17 protein-coding genes are annotated in these 15538 nt (G+C 65.7%); 6 read left to right on the top strand and 11 right to left on the bottom strand.

The window, feature by feature from the left end; translation table 11 throughout:
* Positions 1–48 precede the first annotated feature (48 nt).
* Genes ABIA90_RS00585 through ABIA90_RS00575 form a run of 3 tightly spaced genes read right to left on the bottom strand, consistent with a single transcriptional unit; the run spans position 49 to position 2685 of the window.
* Entirely contained in the window at positions 49–1059 is a 1011-nt protein-coding gene (locus ABIA90_RS00585; RefSeq protein WP_166098524.1) for a transketolase family protein, read from the bottom strand.
* Entirely contained in the window at positions 1056–1901 is an 846-nt protein-coding gene (locus ABIA90_RS00580) for a transketolase (RefSeq protein ID WP_354116906.1), read from the bottom strand. Before ABIA90_RS00580 ends, ABIA90_RS00585 begins: the two co-directional genes overlap by 4 nt.
* Before the next feature lie 22 nt (positions 1902–1923).
* Complete coding sequence (locus ABIA90_RS00575) at positions 1924–2685, bottom strand: SDR family NAD(P)-dependent oxidoreductase (protein ID WP_071915650.1); 762 nt, start codon at positions 2683–2685, stop codon at positions 1924–1926.
* A 137-nt stretch (positions 2686–2822) separates the two neighbouring features.
* Here ABIA90_RS00575 and ABIA90_RS00570 point away from each other — a divergent pair, with 137 nt between their 5' ends.
* Positions 2823–3719 (top strand): LysR substrate-binding domain-containing protein, encoded by an 897-nt coding sequence (locus tag ABIA90_RS00570; protein ID WP_354117606.1) that lies wholly within the window; start codon positions 2823–2825, stop codon positions 3717–3719.
* On the opposite strand, the gene ABIA90_RS00565 is transcribed toward ABIA90_RS00570, so the two are convergent.
* On the bottom strand, positions 3716–4543 hold the full coding sequence (locus tag ABIA90_RS00565) for an MBL fold metallo-hydrolase (protein WP_354116905.1): 828 nt from the start codon (positions 4541–4543) through the stop codon (positions 3716–3718). The genes ABIA90_RS00570 and ABIA90_RS00565 overlap by 4 nt on opposite strands.
* A gap of 93 nt (positions 4544–4636) precedes the next feature.
* Between ABIA90_RS00565 and ABIA90_RS00560 the strand changes: the two genes are divergently transcribed.
* Positions 4637–5500 carry a LysR family transcriptional regulator gene (locus ABIA90_RS00560; protein WP_354116904.1) on the top strand — a complete coding sequence of 288 codons (864 nt, stop codon included), beginning with the start codon at positions 4637–4639 and terminating at the stop codon, positions 5498–5500.
* Here the strand turns inward: ABIA90_RS00560 and ABIA90_RS00555 are convergent.
* Both ABIA90_RS00555 and ABIA90_RS00550 read right to left on the bottom strand, forming a co-directional pair.
* Complete coding sequence (locus ABIA90_RS00555) at positions 5497–6258, bottom strand: hypothetical protein (protein ID WP_085402711.1); 762 nt, start codon at positions 6256–6258, stop codon at positions 5497–5499. The genes ABIA90_RS00560 and ABIA90_RS00555 overlap by 4 nt on opposite strands.
* Before the next feature lie 15 nt (positions 6259–6273).
* On the bottom strand, positions 6274–6462 hold the full coding sequence (locus ABIA90_RS00550; protein WP_014496746.1) for a hypothetical protein: 189 nt from the start codon (positions 6460–6462) through the stop codon (positions 6274–6276).
* A gap of 255 nt (positions 6463–6717) precedes the next feature.
* Between ABIA90_RS00550 and ABIA90_RS00545 the strand changes: the two genes are divergently transcribed.
* Positions 6718–7692 (top strand): DUF2336 domain-containing protein, encoded by a 975-nt coding sequence (locus ABIA90_RS00545; protein WP_354116903.1) that lies wholly within the window; start codon positions 6718–6720, stop codon positions 7690–7692.
* On the opposite strand, the gene ABIA90_RS00540 is transcribed toward ABIA90_RS00545, so the two are convergent.
* Genes ABIA90_RS00540 through ABIA90_RS00530 form a run of 3 tightly spaced genes read right to left on the bottom strand, consistent with a single transcriptional unit; the run spans position 7689 to position 10671 of the window.
* Positions 7689–8033, bottom strand: coding sequence for a DUF1491 family protein (locus tag ABIA90_RS00540; protein WP_063986550.1), 345 nt, complete (start codon positions 8031–8033; stop codon positions 7689–7691). The genes ABIA90_RS00545 and ABIA90_RS00540 overlap by 4 nt on opposite strands.
* A 57-nt stretch (positions 8034–8090) precedes the next feature.
* Positions 8091–8807: a peptidoglycan-binding domain-containing protein gene (locus ABIA90_RS00535; RefSeq protein ID WP_354116902.1), complete on the bottom strand. Its 717-nt coding sequence runs from the start codon at positions 8805–8807 to the stop codon at positions 8091–8093.
* Entirely contained in the window at positions 8800–10671 is a 1872-nt protein-coding gene (locus ABIA90_RS00530) for a PAS domain-containing sensor histidine kinase (protein ID WP_166098565.1), read from the bottom strand. Before ABIA90_RS00530 ends, ABIA90_RS00535 begins: the two co-directional genes overlap by 8 nt.
* Positions 10672–11080: 409 nt before the next feature.
* Here ABIA90_RS00530 and ABIA90_RS00525 point away from each other — a divergent pair, with 409 nt between their 5' ends.
* Both ABIA90_RS00525 and ABIA90_RS00520 read left to right on the top strand, forming a co-directional pair.
* A complete protein-coding gene (locus ABIA90_RS00525; protein ID WP_354116901.1) occupies positions 11081–11506 on the top strand; it encodes a DUF5330 domain-containing protein in 426 nt (141 codons plus the stop codon).
* Between the two features lie 68 nt (positions 11507–11574).
* The gene (locus tag ABIA90_RS00520) at positions 11575–12003 is read left to right on the top strand and encodes a SufE family protein (protein ID WP_028149946.1); all 429 of its coding nucleotides are present in this window, start codon (positions 11575–11577) and stop codon (positions 12001–12003) included.
* Between the two features lie 5 nt (positions 12004–12008).
* On the opposite strand, the gene ABIA90_RS00515 is transcribed toward ABIA90_RS00520, so the two are convergent.
* Positions 12009–12425 (bottom strand): Ros/MucR family transcriptional regulator, encoded by a 417-nt coding sequence (locus ABIA90_RS00515; protein WP_063984587.1) that lies wholly within the window; start codon positions 12423–12425, stop codon positions 12009–12011.
* Positions 12426–12583: 158 nt separating this feature from the next.
* Entirely contained in the window at positions 12584–13444 is an 861-nt protein-coding gene (locus ABIA90_RS00510) for a DUF308 domain-containing protein (RefSeq protein ID WP_354116900.1), read from the bottom strand.
* 312 nt (positions 13445–13756) lie between these two features.
* Here ABIA90_RS00510 and ABIA90_RS00505 point away from each other — a divergent pair, with 312 nt between their 5' ends.
* A complete protein-coding gene (locus ABIA90_RS00505; protein WP_354116899.1) occupies positions 13757–15406 on the top strand; it encodes a glycosyltransferase family 39 protein in 1650 nt (549 codons plus the stop codon).
* Positions 15407–15538 lie beyond the last annotated feature (132 nt).

Genomic DNA, 15538 nt, shown 5'->3' with positions numbered 1-15538 from the left:
GCGAAACATTTTGGCCCGATCGATCGTGAATGGTGGCTACGTGCGCCGCTAGCGCAGCCACTCCTTGATCTGCCGCTTCACTTCCGCGGTCGAGATGCCGTAGCGGTCGTGCAGCGTCGGCAGCGCGCCGGCGGCGAGAAACTCGTCGGGAAGCCCGATCTGCCGGAACGCCGGATGGACGCCCGAGCGCATCAGGAGCGCCGCGACGGCTTCGCCGAGGCCGCCGATCACGGTGTGGTTTTCGGCGACGACGACCAGGCGGCCCGGCTTGCCCGCCTCGCGCAGGATCGCCTCGGTATCGAGCGGCTTGATCGTCGGCACGTGCAGGACGCCGACGTTGATGCGGTCATCGGACAGGGCCTGGGCAGCCTCTAGCGCGCGCATGGTCATGATACCCGAGGAGATGATCAAGACGTCGGCGCCGTCGCGCAGAAGCGCGGCCTTGCCGAGCTCGAAACGGTAATTGTACTCGTCGAGCACCAGCGGCACCTGGCCGCGCAACAGCCGCATATAGACCGGTCCGCGATGCGCGGCGATGGCCGGCACGATCTGCTCGATCTCGTGCGCATCGCAGGGGTCGATCACCGTCATGTTGGGCATCGCGCGGAACAGCGCGAGGTCCTCCGCGGCCTGATGGCTCGGTCCATAGCCCGACGTCAGGCCAGGCAGCGCGCAGGCGATCTTCACGTTGCGGTCTTCTTCCGCGATGGTCTGGTGGATGAAGTCATAGGCCCGCCGCGAGGCGAACACCGCGTAGGTCGTCGCGAACGGCATGAAGCCTTCCGCCGCGAGGCCCGAGGCGGCGCCGAACAGCAGCTGCTCGGCCATGCCCATCTGGTAATAGCGATCGGGAAAGGCCTGCGCGAAGATGTGCAGATCGGTGTATTTGCCGAGATCGGCGGTCATGCCGACGACGTCTTCACGGCTGCGAGCGAGTTCGACGAGCGCGTGACCGAAGGGCGCCGGTTTGGTGCGCTGCCCTTCCGCCGCAATCGAAGCGATCATGGCGGACGTGGTCAGCCGCGGCTTTGCGGACGGTGTCGATCCGGCGGACTTCATGACTGGTCTCCCGCGTTCAGTGCAGACAGCGCGAGCTGCCATTCGTGCGGCTCGACGCGAATGAAGTGGTTCTTTTCGCGCTGCTCCAGGAAGGGAACGCCCTTGCCCATCAACGTGTCGGCGACGATCATGCGGGGCTTCGCTTCCGGATGCGCCATCGCGGCATCGAAGGCACCCACCACCGCGTCAAGATCGTTGCCGTCCACCCGCTGCACGAACCAGCCGAACGCCTTGAGCTTGTCGACCAGCGGCTCGAACCCCAGCATCTGCTTGGAGGGACCATCGGCCTGCTGATTGTTGACGTCGACGACCCCGATCAGATTGTCGAGCCTGTGATGAGCGGCCGACATGATGGCTTCCCATTTGGAGCCCTCGTCCAGCTCGCCGTCTGAGAACAGCGTGAAGATGCGCGCTGCCGATTTCTTGCGCTTCAGCCCGAGCGCCATGCCGACGGCGATGCCAAGTCCAAGGCCCAGCGAGCCGCCGGACATCTCCATGCCCGGCGTATAGGAGGCCATGCCCGACATCGGGAGCCGGCTCTCGTCGAAGCCGTAGGTTTGCAGCTCGGCCTCGGGAATGATCCCGGCCTCGATCAGGGCCGCATAGAGCGCGATCGCATAATGTCCGTTGGACAACAGAAAACGGTCGCGGCCTTCCCAGGCGGGATCTTCGGCGCGGAAACGCATCGCGTGAAAATAAGCCACCGCCAGCACATCGGCGATATCGAGCGCCTGCGCGATGTAGCCCTGGCCCTGGACTTCGCCCATCAGCAAGGCGTTGCGGCGGATGTTGCGGGCACGCTGTGCGAGCGTCGGCGCGTTCGCGAGTGTCGGTGTTGTCATGATCGTTTCTCCTCCCCTCCGCTCAGTGGATCAGCATGCCGCCGTTCACGTCGATGACCGCACCAGTCACGTAGGCCGAGAGGTCGGAGGCGAGGAAGGTATAGATCCCGGCGACGTCGGCGGCCTCGCCGAGCCGGCCGAGCGGAATTCCCTCGAGGATCTTCGCCCGCATCTCGTCAGTGAGCTTGCCGGCGGTGATGTCGGTCCCGATCAAGCCCGGTGTCACGCAGTTGACGCGGATGCCATCGGGGCCGAACTCGCGTGCCATCGCCTTGGCGAGCCCGAGCACGCCGGCCTTTGCCGCCGAATAGTGTGGTCCGCCGAAGATGCCGCCGCCGCGCTGGGCGGAGACCGACGACATGCATGCGATCGATCCGCTCTTGCGCTTCTGCATGTGCGGGATCACGGCCTGCGACAGGAACAGGATGCCCTTGAGATTGACGTCCTGGATGCGGTCCCAATCCTCGGGCTTGATGTCGAGGAGCTTCACGGGCTGGGTCACGCCCGCGTTGTTGATGAGGATGTCGATCTGGCCGAATTTCGCGATGACCGCCTCGACGGCCCTGATGCAGGTTTCCCTGTCGGCCACGTTGCAGGCGAGTCCGAGATGCGGCTCGCCGGCGCTGGATTCGATGCTGCGCGCGGCTGCTTCCGCCGCAGGGCCGTCGATATCGAGAATGGCGACCCGGGCCCCTTCGGCCGCAAAGCGGCGGGCGGTTGCAAGTCCAATGCCCCGCGGAGAGGCCGCTCCGGTAATGATTGCAGTCTTGCCGCGTAGCAGCATCTACTCCTCCCTGAATGGCTGTTGCCGGGCACCCCAAAAGGCGCCGCTGTTCTTGACCCGGTTGATTATGCCCCCGCCCGATTTCCCACAAACGCGCTGTTGTCTTGCATGGATGAATTTGGTTCACTTGTCGGATGCTGCTGTCCAGTATCCCGATATCGTCCATCCGCGCCTTCGAGGCGGCCGCACGCACCGGCTCGTTCCGGGATGCGGCGAACGAGCTTCATCTCACCCCGAGCGCGGTGAGCCACGCCATTCGCAAGCTCGAAAGCGCGATGAGCACGACCTTGTTCGAGCGCAGCGCCCGGGCTGTCCGCCTGACACCGGCGGGCGAGAACCTGATGCGTCACGCCGGCGCCGCGTTCGACAATCTGCGCCGGGGCATCGAAGAGGTCGCGGGCCGCGGACCGCAATTGCTGAGGGTGCACTGCGCCCCGAGCTTTGCCGCCCAGTGGCTCGCGCCGCGCCTCGCCCGCTTCATGGCCGCCGAGCCGAAGCTCGAGGTCCGACTCGCCGCCAACACGGAATATGCCCGGTTCAGCAACGACGACTTCGACATCGACATCGTGTACGGCCAGCCGAGGGCGGAGGGCGTCGAGGTCATTCCGTTGGGCGAAGAGACCGTAACGCCCTTATGCACGCCCGAACTCGCGAAAAAAATTCGCAAACCGAAGGACCTGCTCGTCCAGGTGTTGATCCGCTCGGACGTGAAGCAGGTGCAGTGGCACCAATGGTTCACCGCAAACGGGCTCGAAGCGCCGGCCATTCACGGCATGCGCTTCGATCGCAGCTTCCTGGCGATCGCGATGGCTTCGAGCGGCCTCGGCGTGACGCTGGAATCAACACGACTGGCCGAACGGGAAATCGCGACAAAGCGGCTGGTTGCGCCCCTTGCGGGACGCTCGGTCGACATCCGTTATGTCGGCCACCATCTCGTTTTTCCACGCGCAAGCCGGCAGCGTCGACCGATCCGGGTTTTCGCCGACTGGATCACGCGTGAGCTTGCGGCCGGCGGCCCGGCTTCGACACCCTAATGCGCAGCGCAGCGGCAGCTTTCATAGGCGACGGGATCGTGGCTGTTGACGATGCTCACGCGGTCGCCGTGGGTCAGCTTCAGCGCGCGCAGCCGCGCCTGGTTGGCGATCCGCATCTTGCGATCCATGTCGCCGCGGCGCTGGAAGTAACCCAGCATCAACGGCACGCGCGGCGATGGGTCGAGCTGGGCGTGGTGGAAATAGCTGTCGCCGGCATGCAGCAGCCATTTGTCAGCTGATCGCACCGCGATGCCGCAATGGCCGAGCGTGTGGCCGACGAGCGGGATCATCAGGATGTCGGCTTCCTTGTCGCCGAGCGCGCGCACGCCCTTGAAGCCGAACCAGTCCTCGCCGGCCTCGCCATAGAATGTCCAGCCCGGCCCATGGCTCCACTGCCCCGTGACATAGCGCCCTTCAGGCGGCGCAGGCTTGCGTAGCACCGCCATGTCGTATTCGGCGCGGTGGACGTGGATCGCGGCATGGGGAAAGTCCGGCACGCCGCCGGCGTGGTCGCGGTCGAGATGCGTCAGCAGCACGTGGCGCACATCGCCGGGTGAGTAGCCGAGCGCCTTCACCTGCTCGACCGCCGTCTCCGCCGGGTCCAGCCTTGGCGCGGTCTGGCGCAGCCATCGGCCACCCAGCCGATTGGGCGTTGCGATATCGCCGAGACCGATGCCGGTGTCGACCAGAGCGAGGCCGTCCCCGGTCTCGACCAGCAGGCAATGGCAGACCAGGCGCGCGCGCTGGAACAGGCCGCCGGTGCCGTTCACCAGGCGGCGGCCGATCGGGCACATCGTGCCGGTGTTGAGGTGGTGGATCTTCATCGCGCGTTCCTGCTGTTGTGAGCAGGGCGTTCTTGCCACCGGGCGATCTATAGGTAAAATATTTAATATTGATACGATCTCTAGGCTCATCCTATGGACATCCGCGAGCTTCGCTACTTCGCCGCCGTGTACCGCGAGCGCAATCTGACCGCGGCGGCGCGCGCATGCTTCGTGTCGCAGCCGTCGATCTCGACCGCGATCACCCATCTGGAGGCCGAGCTCGGCACCACGCTGTTCATCCGGCACAAGAAGGGCGTCGCGCCGACCGCCTCAGCCGAGCAGTTTCATGCGCTGGCCCGCCGCATCATCGACGAGGCGGACGCCGCACGCAGCCTGTTCAGGAAGCCGAATACGAAGACCACCGTCACGCTGGGACTGATGCGCACGCTCGACATCCCCCGAACGATCGCGCTGCTGAAGCCGCTGACGGCGCGCACCGACATCGCGCTCCGCCTCGTCGGCAGCGACGAGCGCGCCGATGCGCGCATCATCTCGAAGAGCATGCTCCGCGCCGACGAGCATTTCGTCGCGCTGTGGAGCGAGCGCTATGTCGCCGCACTGCCGCCCTCGCATCCGCTGACGCTGAAGGAGAAGCTGCGGGCTGCCGATCTCGCCGGCGTCCCTCTGATCGACCGCTGCCATTGCGAGCAAAGCGAATTCTTCGGTCAGAGTTCACAACGAAGGCAGACCGCGGCGATCGCGCAATCGGAGGATTGGGCGATGGCGCTGGTTGCGGCTGGCGTCGGCATTGCCATCGTCCCGGAAGGCGTGGCGCGCGGCAATCCCGACGTCGCGGTGCGCGAGATCGAGGTCAGGGTCAAACGCGAGGTCGGCCTCGCCTATCGCGCATCAGTGCCGCTGGCGGATGCGCTGAAAGACTTTGTCGGGAAACTTCAGAAGCAGCGGCGCAAGCCGGATCCGACCGGCCCACGGCGCAACAAACGCAGGAAGTCCTAGCCCTTCGAGATGACTGCGCGGCCATAGGGCGGCTGGGCCGCGACCGGCGGGTTGGCGGTCTGGGCTGCGAGTTCGCCGATCAGGCGGTCGGCATCGGCGGCCATGCCGTCGGGCGCCTGGATCACCAGACGTTCCAGCGCCCAGCGATAGGACGAGACGCGCTGCTCGAGGCAGAGCTGCACCCACTGGATGATCAGCGAGTTTTCCCGCATGCGCGCGACCGCATCCTCCCTCTCCCTTGGCGAGAGCTCGGAGACGCGCGCCATGGTCGCATCGCGCTTCCTGTCGAGATCGATGACGCGGATCGCGGAGCCGAAGAACGGCTCGAAACGGGTGATGTCGTTGCGCACGTCCTCGATCAGCTGCGCATAGCGCGAGGAATGCGAGCGATGCGGCTCGTCGATCAGCGTGCGCCCATACATGGTGCGGTCGAACACGACCTTCTGCTGCCAGGGCGACGGCAGCGCCTTGTAGTCGCCGAATACGCTCTTCCAGGCGGGCCGCGACAGCGGCGGCTCGATCATGGGATAGGCGAGATCGCGAAGCTGGCGCTCCGCGTCGGTGAGCTGGAATTGGGACGACTTCAGGCCGACGCTGCCGGTGGCCTCGGCCCCGAGCCAGCGATGCATGTCGTCGCTGCGCATGTCAGCGCGGGTGCGGCCGAAATCGCCGCCGCTGCACGCGCCGAGCGTCGCACCGACGAGTGCGAGCAGGACGGCCGTTACGACAGGCCGAATCTGGCGGATGGCATCCGGCATTGCAAAAGCCGGATGCTAGCGGCGACGACGACGGCGCCCCGGCGCTGTGCCCTGCTCCGGCCCGCGATCGCCGCTGGTTTCTTCCGTCTGGCGCTCGATGCGGATCACGGGGAGGATCAGAATCGTTCCCGTTTCCGTACGCGGCGTGGCATCCCCCGACGAGCCTGCCCGGCGACCGGCCGGAAATTCGATAATGGTCCCCATATCAGCTCTCTATCAATTGCCGCGCGACCGAGCGCGCTGGTGCAACGTGCGTTCATTAAGATCAGTTCATGGTTAACGGGGTGTAAACGCGCCTTCCGGACCGTAACTTCACGGGCGGCCTCCCGCGTCCCGTTGCGGGACGACAACACCTGAAATGATGGGGTCGACTTCACGCCTCGTTTTCCTTAACGAGCCTTTAAAGGAACCTGCGTTAGGCTCGCGGACGAGTATCTTTTCCAGGTCGCGTATCTCTCCATGACCAAGTCGCTGTTTCCCGGATTCGACGGGCTGATGAGCCTCTCCCGTCGCGAAGGCGTTGATGTTCGCCCGACGCTGCTGCGCGTGCTGACGGACCTCTATGTCCAGGCGCCCACCCACAGCGACGACGAGCAGCGCCAGTTCATCGAGCTTGCGACGCGGCTGATCGACCAGGTCGACGATGCGACGCGCGCGGCCGTCAAGGCGAAGCTTGCAATCTATCCGCAGACGCCCGTCCCGGTCCTGCAGAAACTCGGGCTGGTTGCGACCCAGGAAGGCCGCAGGGTTCCGCTCGCGCGCGAAATTCGCAGCTCCCCGCGGGCGGCTTCGCCAGCTCGCACGCCGACCGACGCCGAGTTGCGCATGGCCGCCAACATGGCGATGCAGCCGAAGGAAGCGGCCGAGATCCACGACATGTTCTTCCGCGCCGATGCGACCCAGCGCGCGCTGGTCCTGCACAATCTGGCGCAGACCCCGCTGAAGGCCGCGCCGCGGATTCCGACCGTGCGTGCCAAGCGTGCGATCCAGATCCTGGAGATGGCGGCAATCGCCAACGATGTCGAGAATTTCACCTACGAGCTCGGCGACAGCCTGATCCTGCCCTCGCGCGTCGCCGCCCAGATCGTCGACGATGCCGGCGGCGAAGCGCTCGCGGTCGCCGCGCGCGCGCTCGACATGCCGAGCCCGAACTTCCAGCGCATCCTCCTGTTCTTCAAGCCGGAGATCGGCACGTCGGTCGATGCGGTGTACCGGTTGTCGCGGCTCTACGACCGGCTCAACGACCGCTCCGCGCTGGTGATGCTGGCGGCCTGGCGCGGCTCGACGCTCGCGGTCACGCGCGCAAAATACCAGTCGTCGCTGCATGACAGCGAACGCCAGCGCGCGCGTGCGGGCGCCAGCCAGACCCGGCCGGGCGTGCAGCCGGGCTCCGCGCCCGCGGTGCGGACGGGCACCGACGGATCGGACCGCTAGGTCTTCGCCAATTCGAGGAAGTGACGACCTTTGCGGTCCTCGGTCTCGACGATCCAGGCGTCCGGATCGAAGCGGATTTCCTTGGTGAGGCGCTCCTCGACCGCTGGCTCAGGCATCGGCTGCGCGGCAAGTGGCACGAAGAAGCGATCGACCGGCCGGCCGTCGTCATAGACGGTCTGCGGCGCCGGTACGTACAGCATCGCGTTGCCGTCGAGCAGCGACACCTTCACGAATACCGCGCCCGCCTCCTCGGCACCGCGACGACGCACCGCCCCGAACACGCCTTCGGTCTGGCACCGGCGCAGGTAGGCGGAAACCCAAATGTTTGATTTCAAACGCATGAAGAGCACGATAGGCCAGTGCTGCAATCAGCACCAGCCTTCGCACAACAATGACGCTTATTCGACGGGGTGGCCGATCGCGGCTCCGAGCTCGCGCAGCAGGCGGTCGGAGACCTGACCCGTCACCTGCATCTTGTGCTCGCGCTCGAATTTCTGGATCGCGGACTGCGTCTCTGCGCCCATCGTGCCCGTGATCTTCAAATTGCCATAGCCGTATTCGGACAGCGCGCGCTGCACGCCGGCGATACGCCGCGCGGCCGGACTCTGCGCGACGGGAATCGGCGCCGGCGGACGCGCGATGGCGACGGATTGCGGCGGCGCCGACGTCGTTTGCTTGACCAGATTGGTCATCGGATCGCCCGCGCGCGGCGTCGATGCCGTCGCCTCGACCGGCTTCTCGGGGGCCTTCTCGGCGGCGCGCTCGACAGGCTTGGGCTCGGCGCGGAATTCCGTCGCTCTCGGCTCCAGCGGCGAGGTATCCGCGCCGACGGGGCGCGGACGCGGCAAGGGGTTCGACAGCGGCACGGACGACGGCGCGGGAAGATTGATCACTGTGCCGAACATCGGCGCCGGATGCCGGCCGGTCTGAAGGAACAGCGCGTTGGCAACGATCGCGCTGACTGCGGCGACGGCGACGAGACCGGCCAGCGTGTCCTTGGGACTGTACAGCAGGATGCGCATCGCAAGATTGCGCTCGGTCTCGACATCAATGACCGCGGCCTTGGAGCCACGGCGGCGCGGAGCGGCTTCGTCCTTGGCAGACTTCTTAGGCACTTTTCTTCACCAGAGCGGGTTGGTCGTGAGATTGGTCCTGAAGCTCCTGGCGCGGCACCGGCGTCAGCGTCGCGATCTTGCTCTCGGCCGCCATTCTATCGGACGTCTTGGCCTGCGGCGGCGTGTAGACGAGCGGCAATCTGACGGTGACGGAGGTGCCCTCGCCGAGCCTGCTTTGTACAGTCAATTCGCCGAGATGCAACGCCACCAGACTCTTCACGATCGAAAGTCCGAGACCCGTGCCCTCGTGACGACGTTGATAAGTCTTTCCGGCCTGGAAGAACGGCGCGCCGATGCGCTTGAGATCATCCGCCGCAATGCCGACACCGGTGTCGCTGATGCGCAGCGCGAGCTGCGATCCGGACACCGCGGCCGATACGGTGACCTGACCGCCGCGCTCGGTGAACTTGATGGCGTTGGCGACGAGATTGAGCACGATCTGCTTGAAGGCGCGCGGATCGCCGGTCATGACAGGCAGGTCCTGCGGCGCATCGGTGATGAGGTCGATGCCGTTCTCCCGCGCCTTCAGCGCCAGCAGATTGCAGCAATGCATCAGAGAGGCGCGCGGCGCGAACGGTTCCGACGCAATCTCGAAATTGCCCGATTCCATCTTCGACATATCGAGGATGCCGTTGACGACCGACAGCAGATGCTGGCCGGAATCGTTGATGAGCTGGGCGTATTCCTTGCGCTGGGCCGCACCCAGCATCAGGGTCTGCTCCTGCGCGATCATCTCGGAGAAGCCGATGATGGCGTTGAGCGGCGTGCGCAGCTCGTGGCTCATGGTGGCGAGGAAGCGGGTCTTGGCGGCATCGGCCGCTTCCGCGGCGCTGCGCGCCTGATCGAGCGCCTGCTCCGCGAGCTTGCGATCGGTGACGTCGCGCATCACGCCGACGACTTCCGCCTCGCGCGTGGCGTCACCGTCAATATCCTGGCGGCCGATATCCTGGTCGAGCGGCCGGCAGCGCATCTCGACCCAGATGAAATCAACCTGGCCACGCTCCGATCCGGCCGGCTCCCGCCGCAGCCGGAACTCGACGCTGCGCACGTCGCCGCGGGCGGCATCGGAGAGCGCGGTGAGATAGGCCGGACGATCGGCGACATGGACGCGGTCGAACAGGCCGTGGCCGAGCAGCTGCGCGACAGGCATGCCGAGCATGGCTTCCACCGCCGGCGAGATGAATTGCACAGCGCCGTTGCGCCGATGCCGCGAGATGACGTCGCTCATGTTGCGCGCCAGCAGGCGATAGCGCTCTTCCTCGCGCAACAGCAGAGCAACGCTGGTGCGCGCGAGCGATTCCGCACCGAAGGCGAGGCCCGCGGCATAGAGCGTCGCCGAGGCGACGCCGAACGCCATCAGCACGCCGCGTTGTGCGGAGCTGGCGTCTCCGGCCGGCAGCCAGCCGAGCTGGCCGGCAAGGATCAGGACGCCGGCGCAGGACAGCGCAAGCAGGGAGGCGAAGGCCGCGACGCGGCGCGAGGCCGACAGCGCGGCTTCCAGGGGAACCACGACCAGCCAGATCGCGGCGAATGATTCGATGCCGCCGGTGGTGCCGGCAACCGCCATGATCAGGCCGGCGAGCGCCAGCGACGACAGCACATGGGCGCCTTCATAGCGGCCGGTGCGCGACAGGAACCATGACAGGAGAATGGGGGCGATCAGCCACGCGAAGGCGGCGACCTCGATCGCGCTCGGCGCGCCGCGCGTGGCGAGATAGACCGGGAATGCGGCAAACGCGGCCAGGCTGCCGAGCAGCCGCGGCGCCATGAAGGCACGATGGCGCGCTCGCGTCAGCGCGTCGTAACGCGCGGAGGGATGCAGCAGTGCATCGAGACAATCGCGGATGATACTCAAAACTGTCACGGGTCTCGCGCTTCGGCCCACTCGTCGAGAAGACGTGCCGGAACGCCTCCTTATCGTTGAGCCACCGTGTCAGAGCGACCTTAAACGAGTGCTAAGGCGATGCGGCCCGCCGCCGGACACTGTGTCATCGCTGAGATTTTTAGGCGATTTGACCACGTCATCATCGGGGATGGTGAACACAGGGTTTCACCAGTCCCCGCATGGTTTCGAATTGGTGGACAAGCGGCGCCACCGAAATCACGGGGCTCCGGCGTCAATCGAAAATTTACGACGTGGCGGTTCGGGAAGATTCTTGCGTAGATTTTCCGCGAATTAAGCGGAAGGCAATCACTTGCGATTTATCGAGAGTTGCTAGGTCCGGCGCCTCGCGGGCATCGCCGCGGCGGGATCTAACATACAGGTCGATAAGATGCGCTTTCTGCTCCGCATCACATTCTGGCTCGGGCTGGTGCTGGTGCTCCTGCCGCGGGACAAGACGCCCGAATCGGACAAGCTGCCGCAGATCGGCGCCGCCGATGCGGTGCAGGCTGCGACCGCGGCCGTCTCCGACGTGACCCAGTTCTGCAAGCGCCAGCCGGCGGCCTGCGAGGTCGGCGGACAGGCCGCGACCATCATCGGCCAGCGCGCACAGGACGGCGCGAAGAAGATCTACCAGATCATCAACGACAAGAAAGAGCAGCTCGATAAGACCGACAAGAAGGCGCCCGATCATACCGGCTCGATCGCGCTGGCCGGCGAAGGCGATGCCGCCTCGGGCGAGGCGCCGCGCGACACCCTGAGCCAGGACGACCTCGCGCTGGAATGGCGCGGCCCTGCGGCGGCGCCGGCGAATTAGCGCCCAAACCCTATCGATTTCGCGTCCTCGCATCCTTATATTGGCCTGAACGGGAACATTGGGCCAGCATGACGACGATCGACGAAATCAGGGACAATTTCGAGCTTCTGGACGAGTGGGACGACCGCTACCGGTACGTCATCGAGCTCGGCCGCACCCTGGAACCGATGCCCGAATCCGAGCATTCGGCCGAGAACAAGGTGAATGGCTGCGTCAGCCAGGTCTGGCTCCAGAAGCTGGTCGATCGCGATGGCGGCGCCCCGATCCTGAAATATCGCGGCGACAGTGACGCCCACATCGTGCGCGGGCTGGTCGCGATCGTGCTCTCGCTTTACTCCGGCCGCACGCCGCAGCAGATCCTTGCGACCGACGCGATCGCGGTGTTCAACGAGTTCGGCTTTCGCGATCATCTGACGCCGCAGCGTTCCAACGGCCTGCGCTCGATGGTCGAGCGCATCAAGACCGACGCGAAAGAGGCGCTCGCGGAAGCCACCTGAAGCGACTACTTCCGCTTCCGCTGCTGCTGCCCCAGTCCCATCTGCTTTGCCAATTGCGAGCGCGCCACCGCGTAGTTCGGCGCGACCATGGGATAGTCGGCCGGCAGGCCCCATTTCTCGCGATATTGCTCAGGCGTCATGTTGTACTGGGTGCGCAGATGGCGCTTCAGCGACTTGAAGCGCTTGCCGTCTTCCAGACAGACCAGGTAGTCCGGCGCGATCGACTTCTTCAGCGACACCGCCGGCTTGGCCGGCTCGAGCGGCGCGGTCTCGGTGCGGCCTGACGAGACGCGCACCAAGGCGCCATGCACCTGGCTGATCAGGTTCGGGATATCGGCCGCCGGCGTCGGATTGTTGCCGACATAGGCGGACACGATGCTCGCCGTCAGCTCGATGAAATTCTTAGCCCCGTTATCCGACATGGGCCCGACCTTTCCCTGACCTTGCGTCTCGCCGGAGAGACGACGCCTAAGTATTCCGTGTCAACAATACATTCGGCCGAAATAAGACGACTGACGAATATGAGCTGATTACTGACGAAGTGACAAGAACGATGGCGCTCTACTTGGACGCGGCGGCCTCAGGACCGCTGGTCGAGATGGGCGCGCAGTTCGTCGATCGAGGCGAAGCGCATCATGCCTTCCGGCATCTGCGCTTCGATCGAGCCATCGGAATAGAGCGAATAGGCCATGCCGTCGACGATACCCGATTTGAGCACGGTCACGGGCGCCTGCTCGACCGGCGTCGGTTCGGGGGGAGGCGGCGGCGGGCCGGGCTCGGTAAAGATCGACGGCGAGCGCGGCGGCGGGCGACGCCCGGCGGCCGGCGGTTCCGGTGGCCGCATACGGTCCGGCCTCGGCCAGGCATCGTCGAAGCTCGCCGGCTGACTCTCCGGGCCGGCCGGTTCCGTGGGCTCGTCATGAGGCTGCGGCGGCAAGCTCTCTGTCGCCTTCGCCTCCGCGCGCTCGCGCTCCTTGCGGGAGGACGAGGCGAACAACAGGTTGCGGCGGCGCGGCGCTTCCGGAGCCGCAGGCGGTGTCGGAGCTTCCGGCTCCGGCGGCGGTTCGGCGCGCGGACGCTCGCGCGCGGCGGCCTCGCTCTGCCACGGCGGCAGACCCGCGGCCGGTGGTGGCTCGGTTTTCGTCGCCGATGCCGGGAACGGCTCGGACACTGGCGCGCCAGGCACCGCGAGGCCCGGCAGCACGGGCCTGACCCGAACCTCGCCCGGCGCGGCCGATCCGGCCAACCGGCGGGCGATGCCCTTCAGTTCCACGACCACGACGTAGAGGCCGGCCAGTAACATTCCGGAGCAGACGCCAATGGTGCCGGAGATTATGAGGGTGCTGCCGAGGCTGGCCTCCCTAACGGTGAAGCCGAACAGGATCGTAAGGAGGCCCGCCAGGACGGCGAAAATCCCCACAATCAACAATGCCAAGCTCATCGAACTCACCCCTGGTCGCGCAGCCGTGCGCGACACCCGTTACGCCAAGATACCGTCATACGGTGTTCCACGCCAACGGCGAATTAGAGCCTGCGTTCCTAAAGGGAAGGATATCAGGGACTTATTCACATTCCCTTCAGCTACCGCCCGCTACTTCTAACCTGCTCTCAACTGTCTGGATTTGCTGCGTCGCATCAGGATTTTAGCCATAATGCCCAATTACTTGGTAATGGAACTGCGCTATAGGGATTCCGGGGAAGTGGCCCGCGGGCACCAGCAGGGCCAAGAGGGGATTCCGGGTCACCAATAGCCATGACATCCATCACGACTTCGGCGATCGACACGCCTCTGCGGCGCTCGGTTGAACGGACTTGCGACGATCTCGCCATGCTGGTGCTGGCTGCGGTCGCCGTCATTGCAGGCTTGACCTTCCGCGACTACGGGCTCGGCTGGGACGATTACACCCACGCTGAATATGCCGACCTGCTGCTGCGCATGTTCGGTTCCGGCTTCAGGGACACCGCGGCACTCTCCTTCGCGAACCTCTACATGTATGGCGGCGGCTTCGACATGGTCGCGGCTCTCTTGCACAAGGTCATTCCGCTCGAGCTGTTCGAGACGCGACGCCTGCTCGGCGCCACGGTCGGCGTGATCGGGCTTGCGGTGACGTGGCGGCTCGGCCGCCGCATCGGCGGGCCCCTTGCCGGTCTTGCCGCGCTGTTGTTGCTCGCGCTCTGCCCGATCTTCTACGGCCACATGTTCATGAATCCGAAGGATGCGCCCTTCGCGGTGGCCATGATCATCCTGATGCTGGGCCTCGTCCGTCTCGCCGAGGAATATCCGCAGCCGTCGCCGCGCACGATCCTGATCGTCGGCCTGGGTGCCGGCCTCTCGCTCGGCTGCCGCGTCCTCGGCGGCCTCGCGCTGGTCTACGCCATGATCGGCTTCATGCCGTTGTTCCTGGAGGAACTGCGCACCGAAGGCGCCCGCGAAGCAGCCCGCCGCTTCGCCCATGTCGTCTACGTGCTGCTGCCCGGCCTCGTGTTCGGCTATCTCGTGATGGGCCTGATCTGGCCGTGGTCGATCATGGAGCCCGGCAATCCCTTCGAGGCCCTGACCTATTTCTCGCACTTCTTCGAGAAGCCCTGGAAGGAGATGTTCGACGGCGCAATCGTGTCCGTGCCCGACATGCCCTGGTCCTATCTGCCGACGCTGTTCGCGCTGCAGCTTCCCGAGGTCATGCTGGTGCTGATGGGCGGCGCCGTGGTCAGCACCTTCGCGATGCTGCCGCGCCGCGAGGTTCCGGCGCGCCGCAAGACCATCCTCTTGATGCTGACGCTGGCGGCGACCCTGCCGCTCGCGATCGCGATGGTGAAGCGGCCGGCGCTGTACAACGGCATCCGCCACTTCGTCTTCGTGATCCCGCCGATGGCGGTGCTCGGCGGCGTCGCCTTTGCCTGGGCCATGGAGCGCCTGCGCACCAACCACCGCACCTGGCAGCCCGTCGTGCTCGCGACCTTCTGCTTCGGCCTCGCGCTCTCGCTGGCCGAGATGATCCGGCTGCATCCCTATCAGTACACGCATTTCAACCACATCGCCGGCACCGTGCGCGGCGCCGACGACCGCTTCATGCTGGACTATTGGGGCCTTGCGCTGAAGCAGGCCTCGGACGAATTGCGCGAGCAGATCGTCGAGCGGCAGGAAGTGGCGCCGGGCAACCGCAAATGGAAGGTCGCGGTGTGCGGTCCGCAGCGCCCGGCCCAGGTCGCGCTCGGGCCCGACTTCACCATCGGCTGGGATTCCAACGCGGCCGATTTCGCGATGACGCTTGGCGAGTTCTACTGCAAGGGCCTCACCGCGCCCGTGTTGGTCGAGATCAAGCGCGACGACGTGGTGTTCGCCCGCGTCTACGACATCCGCGGCCGCAGCATTTCCAGCCTGCTGTCGATCCCGGCGCCGTAAAATTCTTCTCCCTTGTAGCCCGGATGGAGCGAAGCGAAATCCGGGGACAGCGGCCCCCGCATTACGTTGGCTCCATGCGGGCTACGCGTGGCTGCTGCGATTTGACCGCCTTGCCGCCAGCCTCACCCGCGA

The organism is Bradyrhizobium sp. LA6.8 (assembly GCF_040547935.1).
GTDB lineage: Bacteria > Pseudomonadota > Alphaproteobacteria > Rhizobiales > Xanthobacteraceae > Bradyrhizobium > Bradyrhizobium barranii.
The sequence above is the reverse complement of the archived record's forward strand: the minus strand, read 5'-3'. Positions and strand labels throughout refer to the sequence as shown.

Bases quoted from the DNA above. Each gene is read 5' to 3' on its own strand.
- ABIA90_RS00585 (WP_166098524.1), bottom strand. From the start codon at position 1,059: ATGAAGTCCGCCGGATCGACACCGTCCGCAAAGCCGCGGCTGACCACG.
- ABIA90_RS00580 (WP_354116906.1), bottom strand. From the start codon at position 1,901: ATGACAACACCGACACTCGCGAACGCGCCGACGCTCGCACAGCGTGCC.
- ABIA90_RS00575 (WP_071915650.1), bottom strand. From the start codon at position 2,685: ATGCTGCTACGCGGCAAGACTGCAATCATTACCGGAGCGGCCTCTCCG.
- ABIA90_RS00565 (WP_354116905.1), bottom strand. From the start codon at position 4,543: ATGAAGATCCACCACCTCAACACCGGCACGATGTGCCCGATCGGCCGC.
- ABIA90_RS00560 (WP_354116904.1), top strand. From the start codon at position 4,637: ATGGACATCCGCGAGCTTCGCTACTTCGCCGCCGTGTACCGCGAGCGC.
- ABIA90_RS00555 (WP_085402711.1), bottom strand. From the start codon at position 6,258: ATGCCGGATGCCATCCGCCAGATTCGGCCTGTCGTAACGGCCGTCCTG.
- ABIA90_RS00550 (WP_014496746.1), bottom strand. From the start codon at position 6,462: ATGGGGACCATTATCGAATTTCCGGCCGGTCGCCGGGCAGGCTCGTCG.
- ABIA90_RS00545 (WP_354116903.1), top strand. From the start codon at position 6,718: ATGACCAAGTCGCTGTTTCCCGGATTCGACGGGCTGATGAGCCTCTCC.
- ABIA90_RS00540 (WP_063986550.1), bottom strand. From the start codon at position 8,033: ATGCGTTTGAAATCAAACATTTGGGTTTCCGCCTACCTGCGCCGGTGC.
- ABIA90_RS00525 (WP_354116901.1), top strand. From the start codon at position 11,081: ATGCGCTTTCTGCTCCGCATCACATTCTGGCTCGGGCTGGTGCTGGTG.
- ABIA90_RS00520 (WP_028149946.1), top strand. From the start codon at position 11,575: ATGACGACGATCGACGAAATCAGGGACAATTTCGAGCTTCTGGACGAG.
- ABIA90_RS00515 (WP_063984587.1), bottom strand. From the start codon at position 12,425: ATGTCGGATAACGGGGCTAAGAATTTCATCGAGCTGACGGCGAGCATC.
- ABIA90_RS00510 (WP_354116900.1), bottom strand. From the start codon at position 13,444: ATGAGCTTGGCATTGTTGATTGTGGGGATTTTCGCCGTCCTGGCGGGC.
- ABIA90_RS00505 (WP_354116899.1), top strand. From the start codon at position 13,757: ATGACATCCATCACGACTTCGGCGATCGACACGCCTCTGCGGCGCTCG.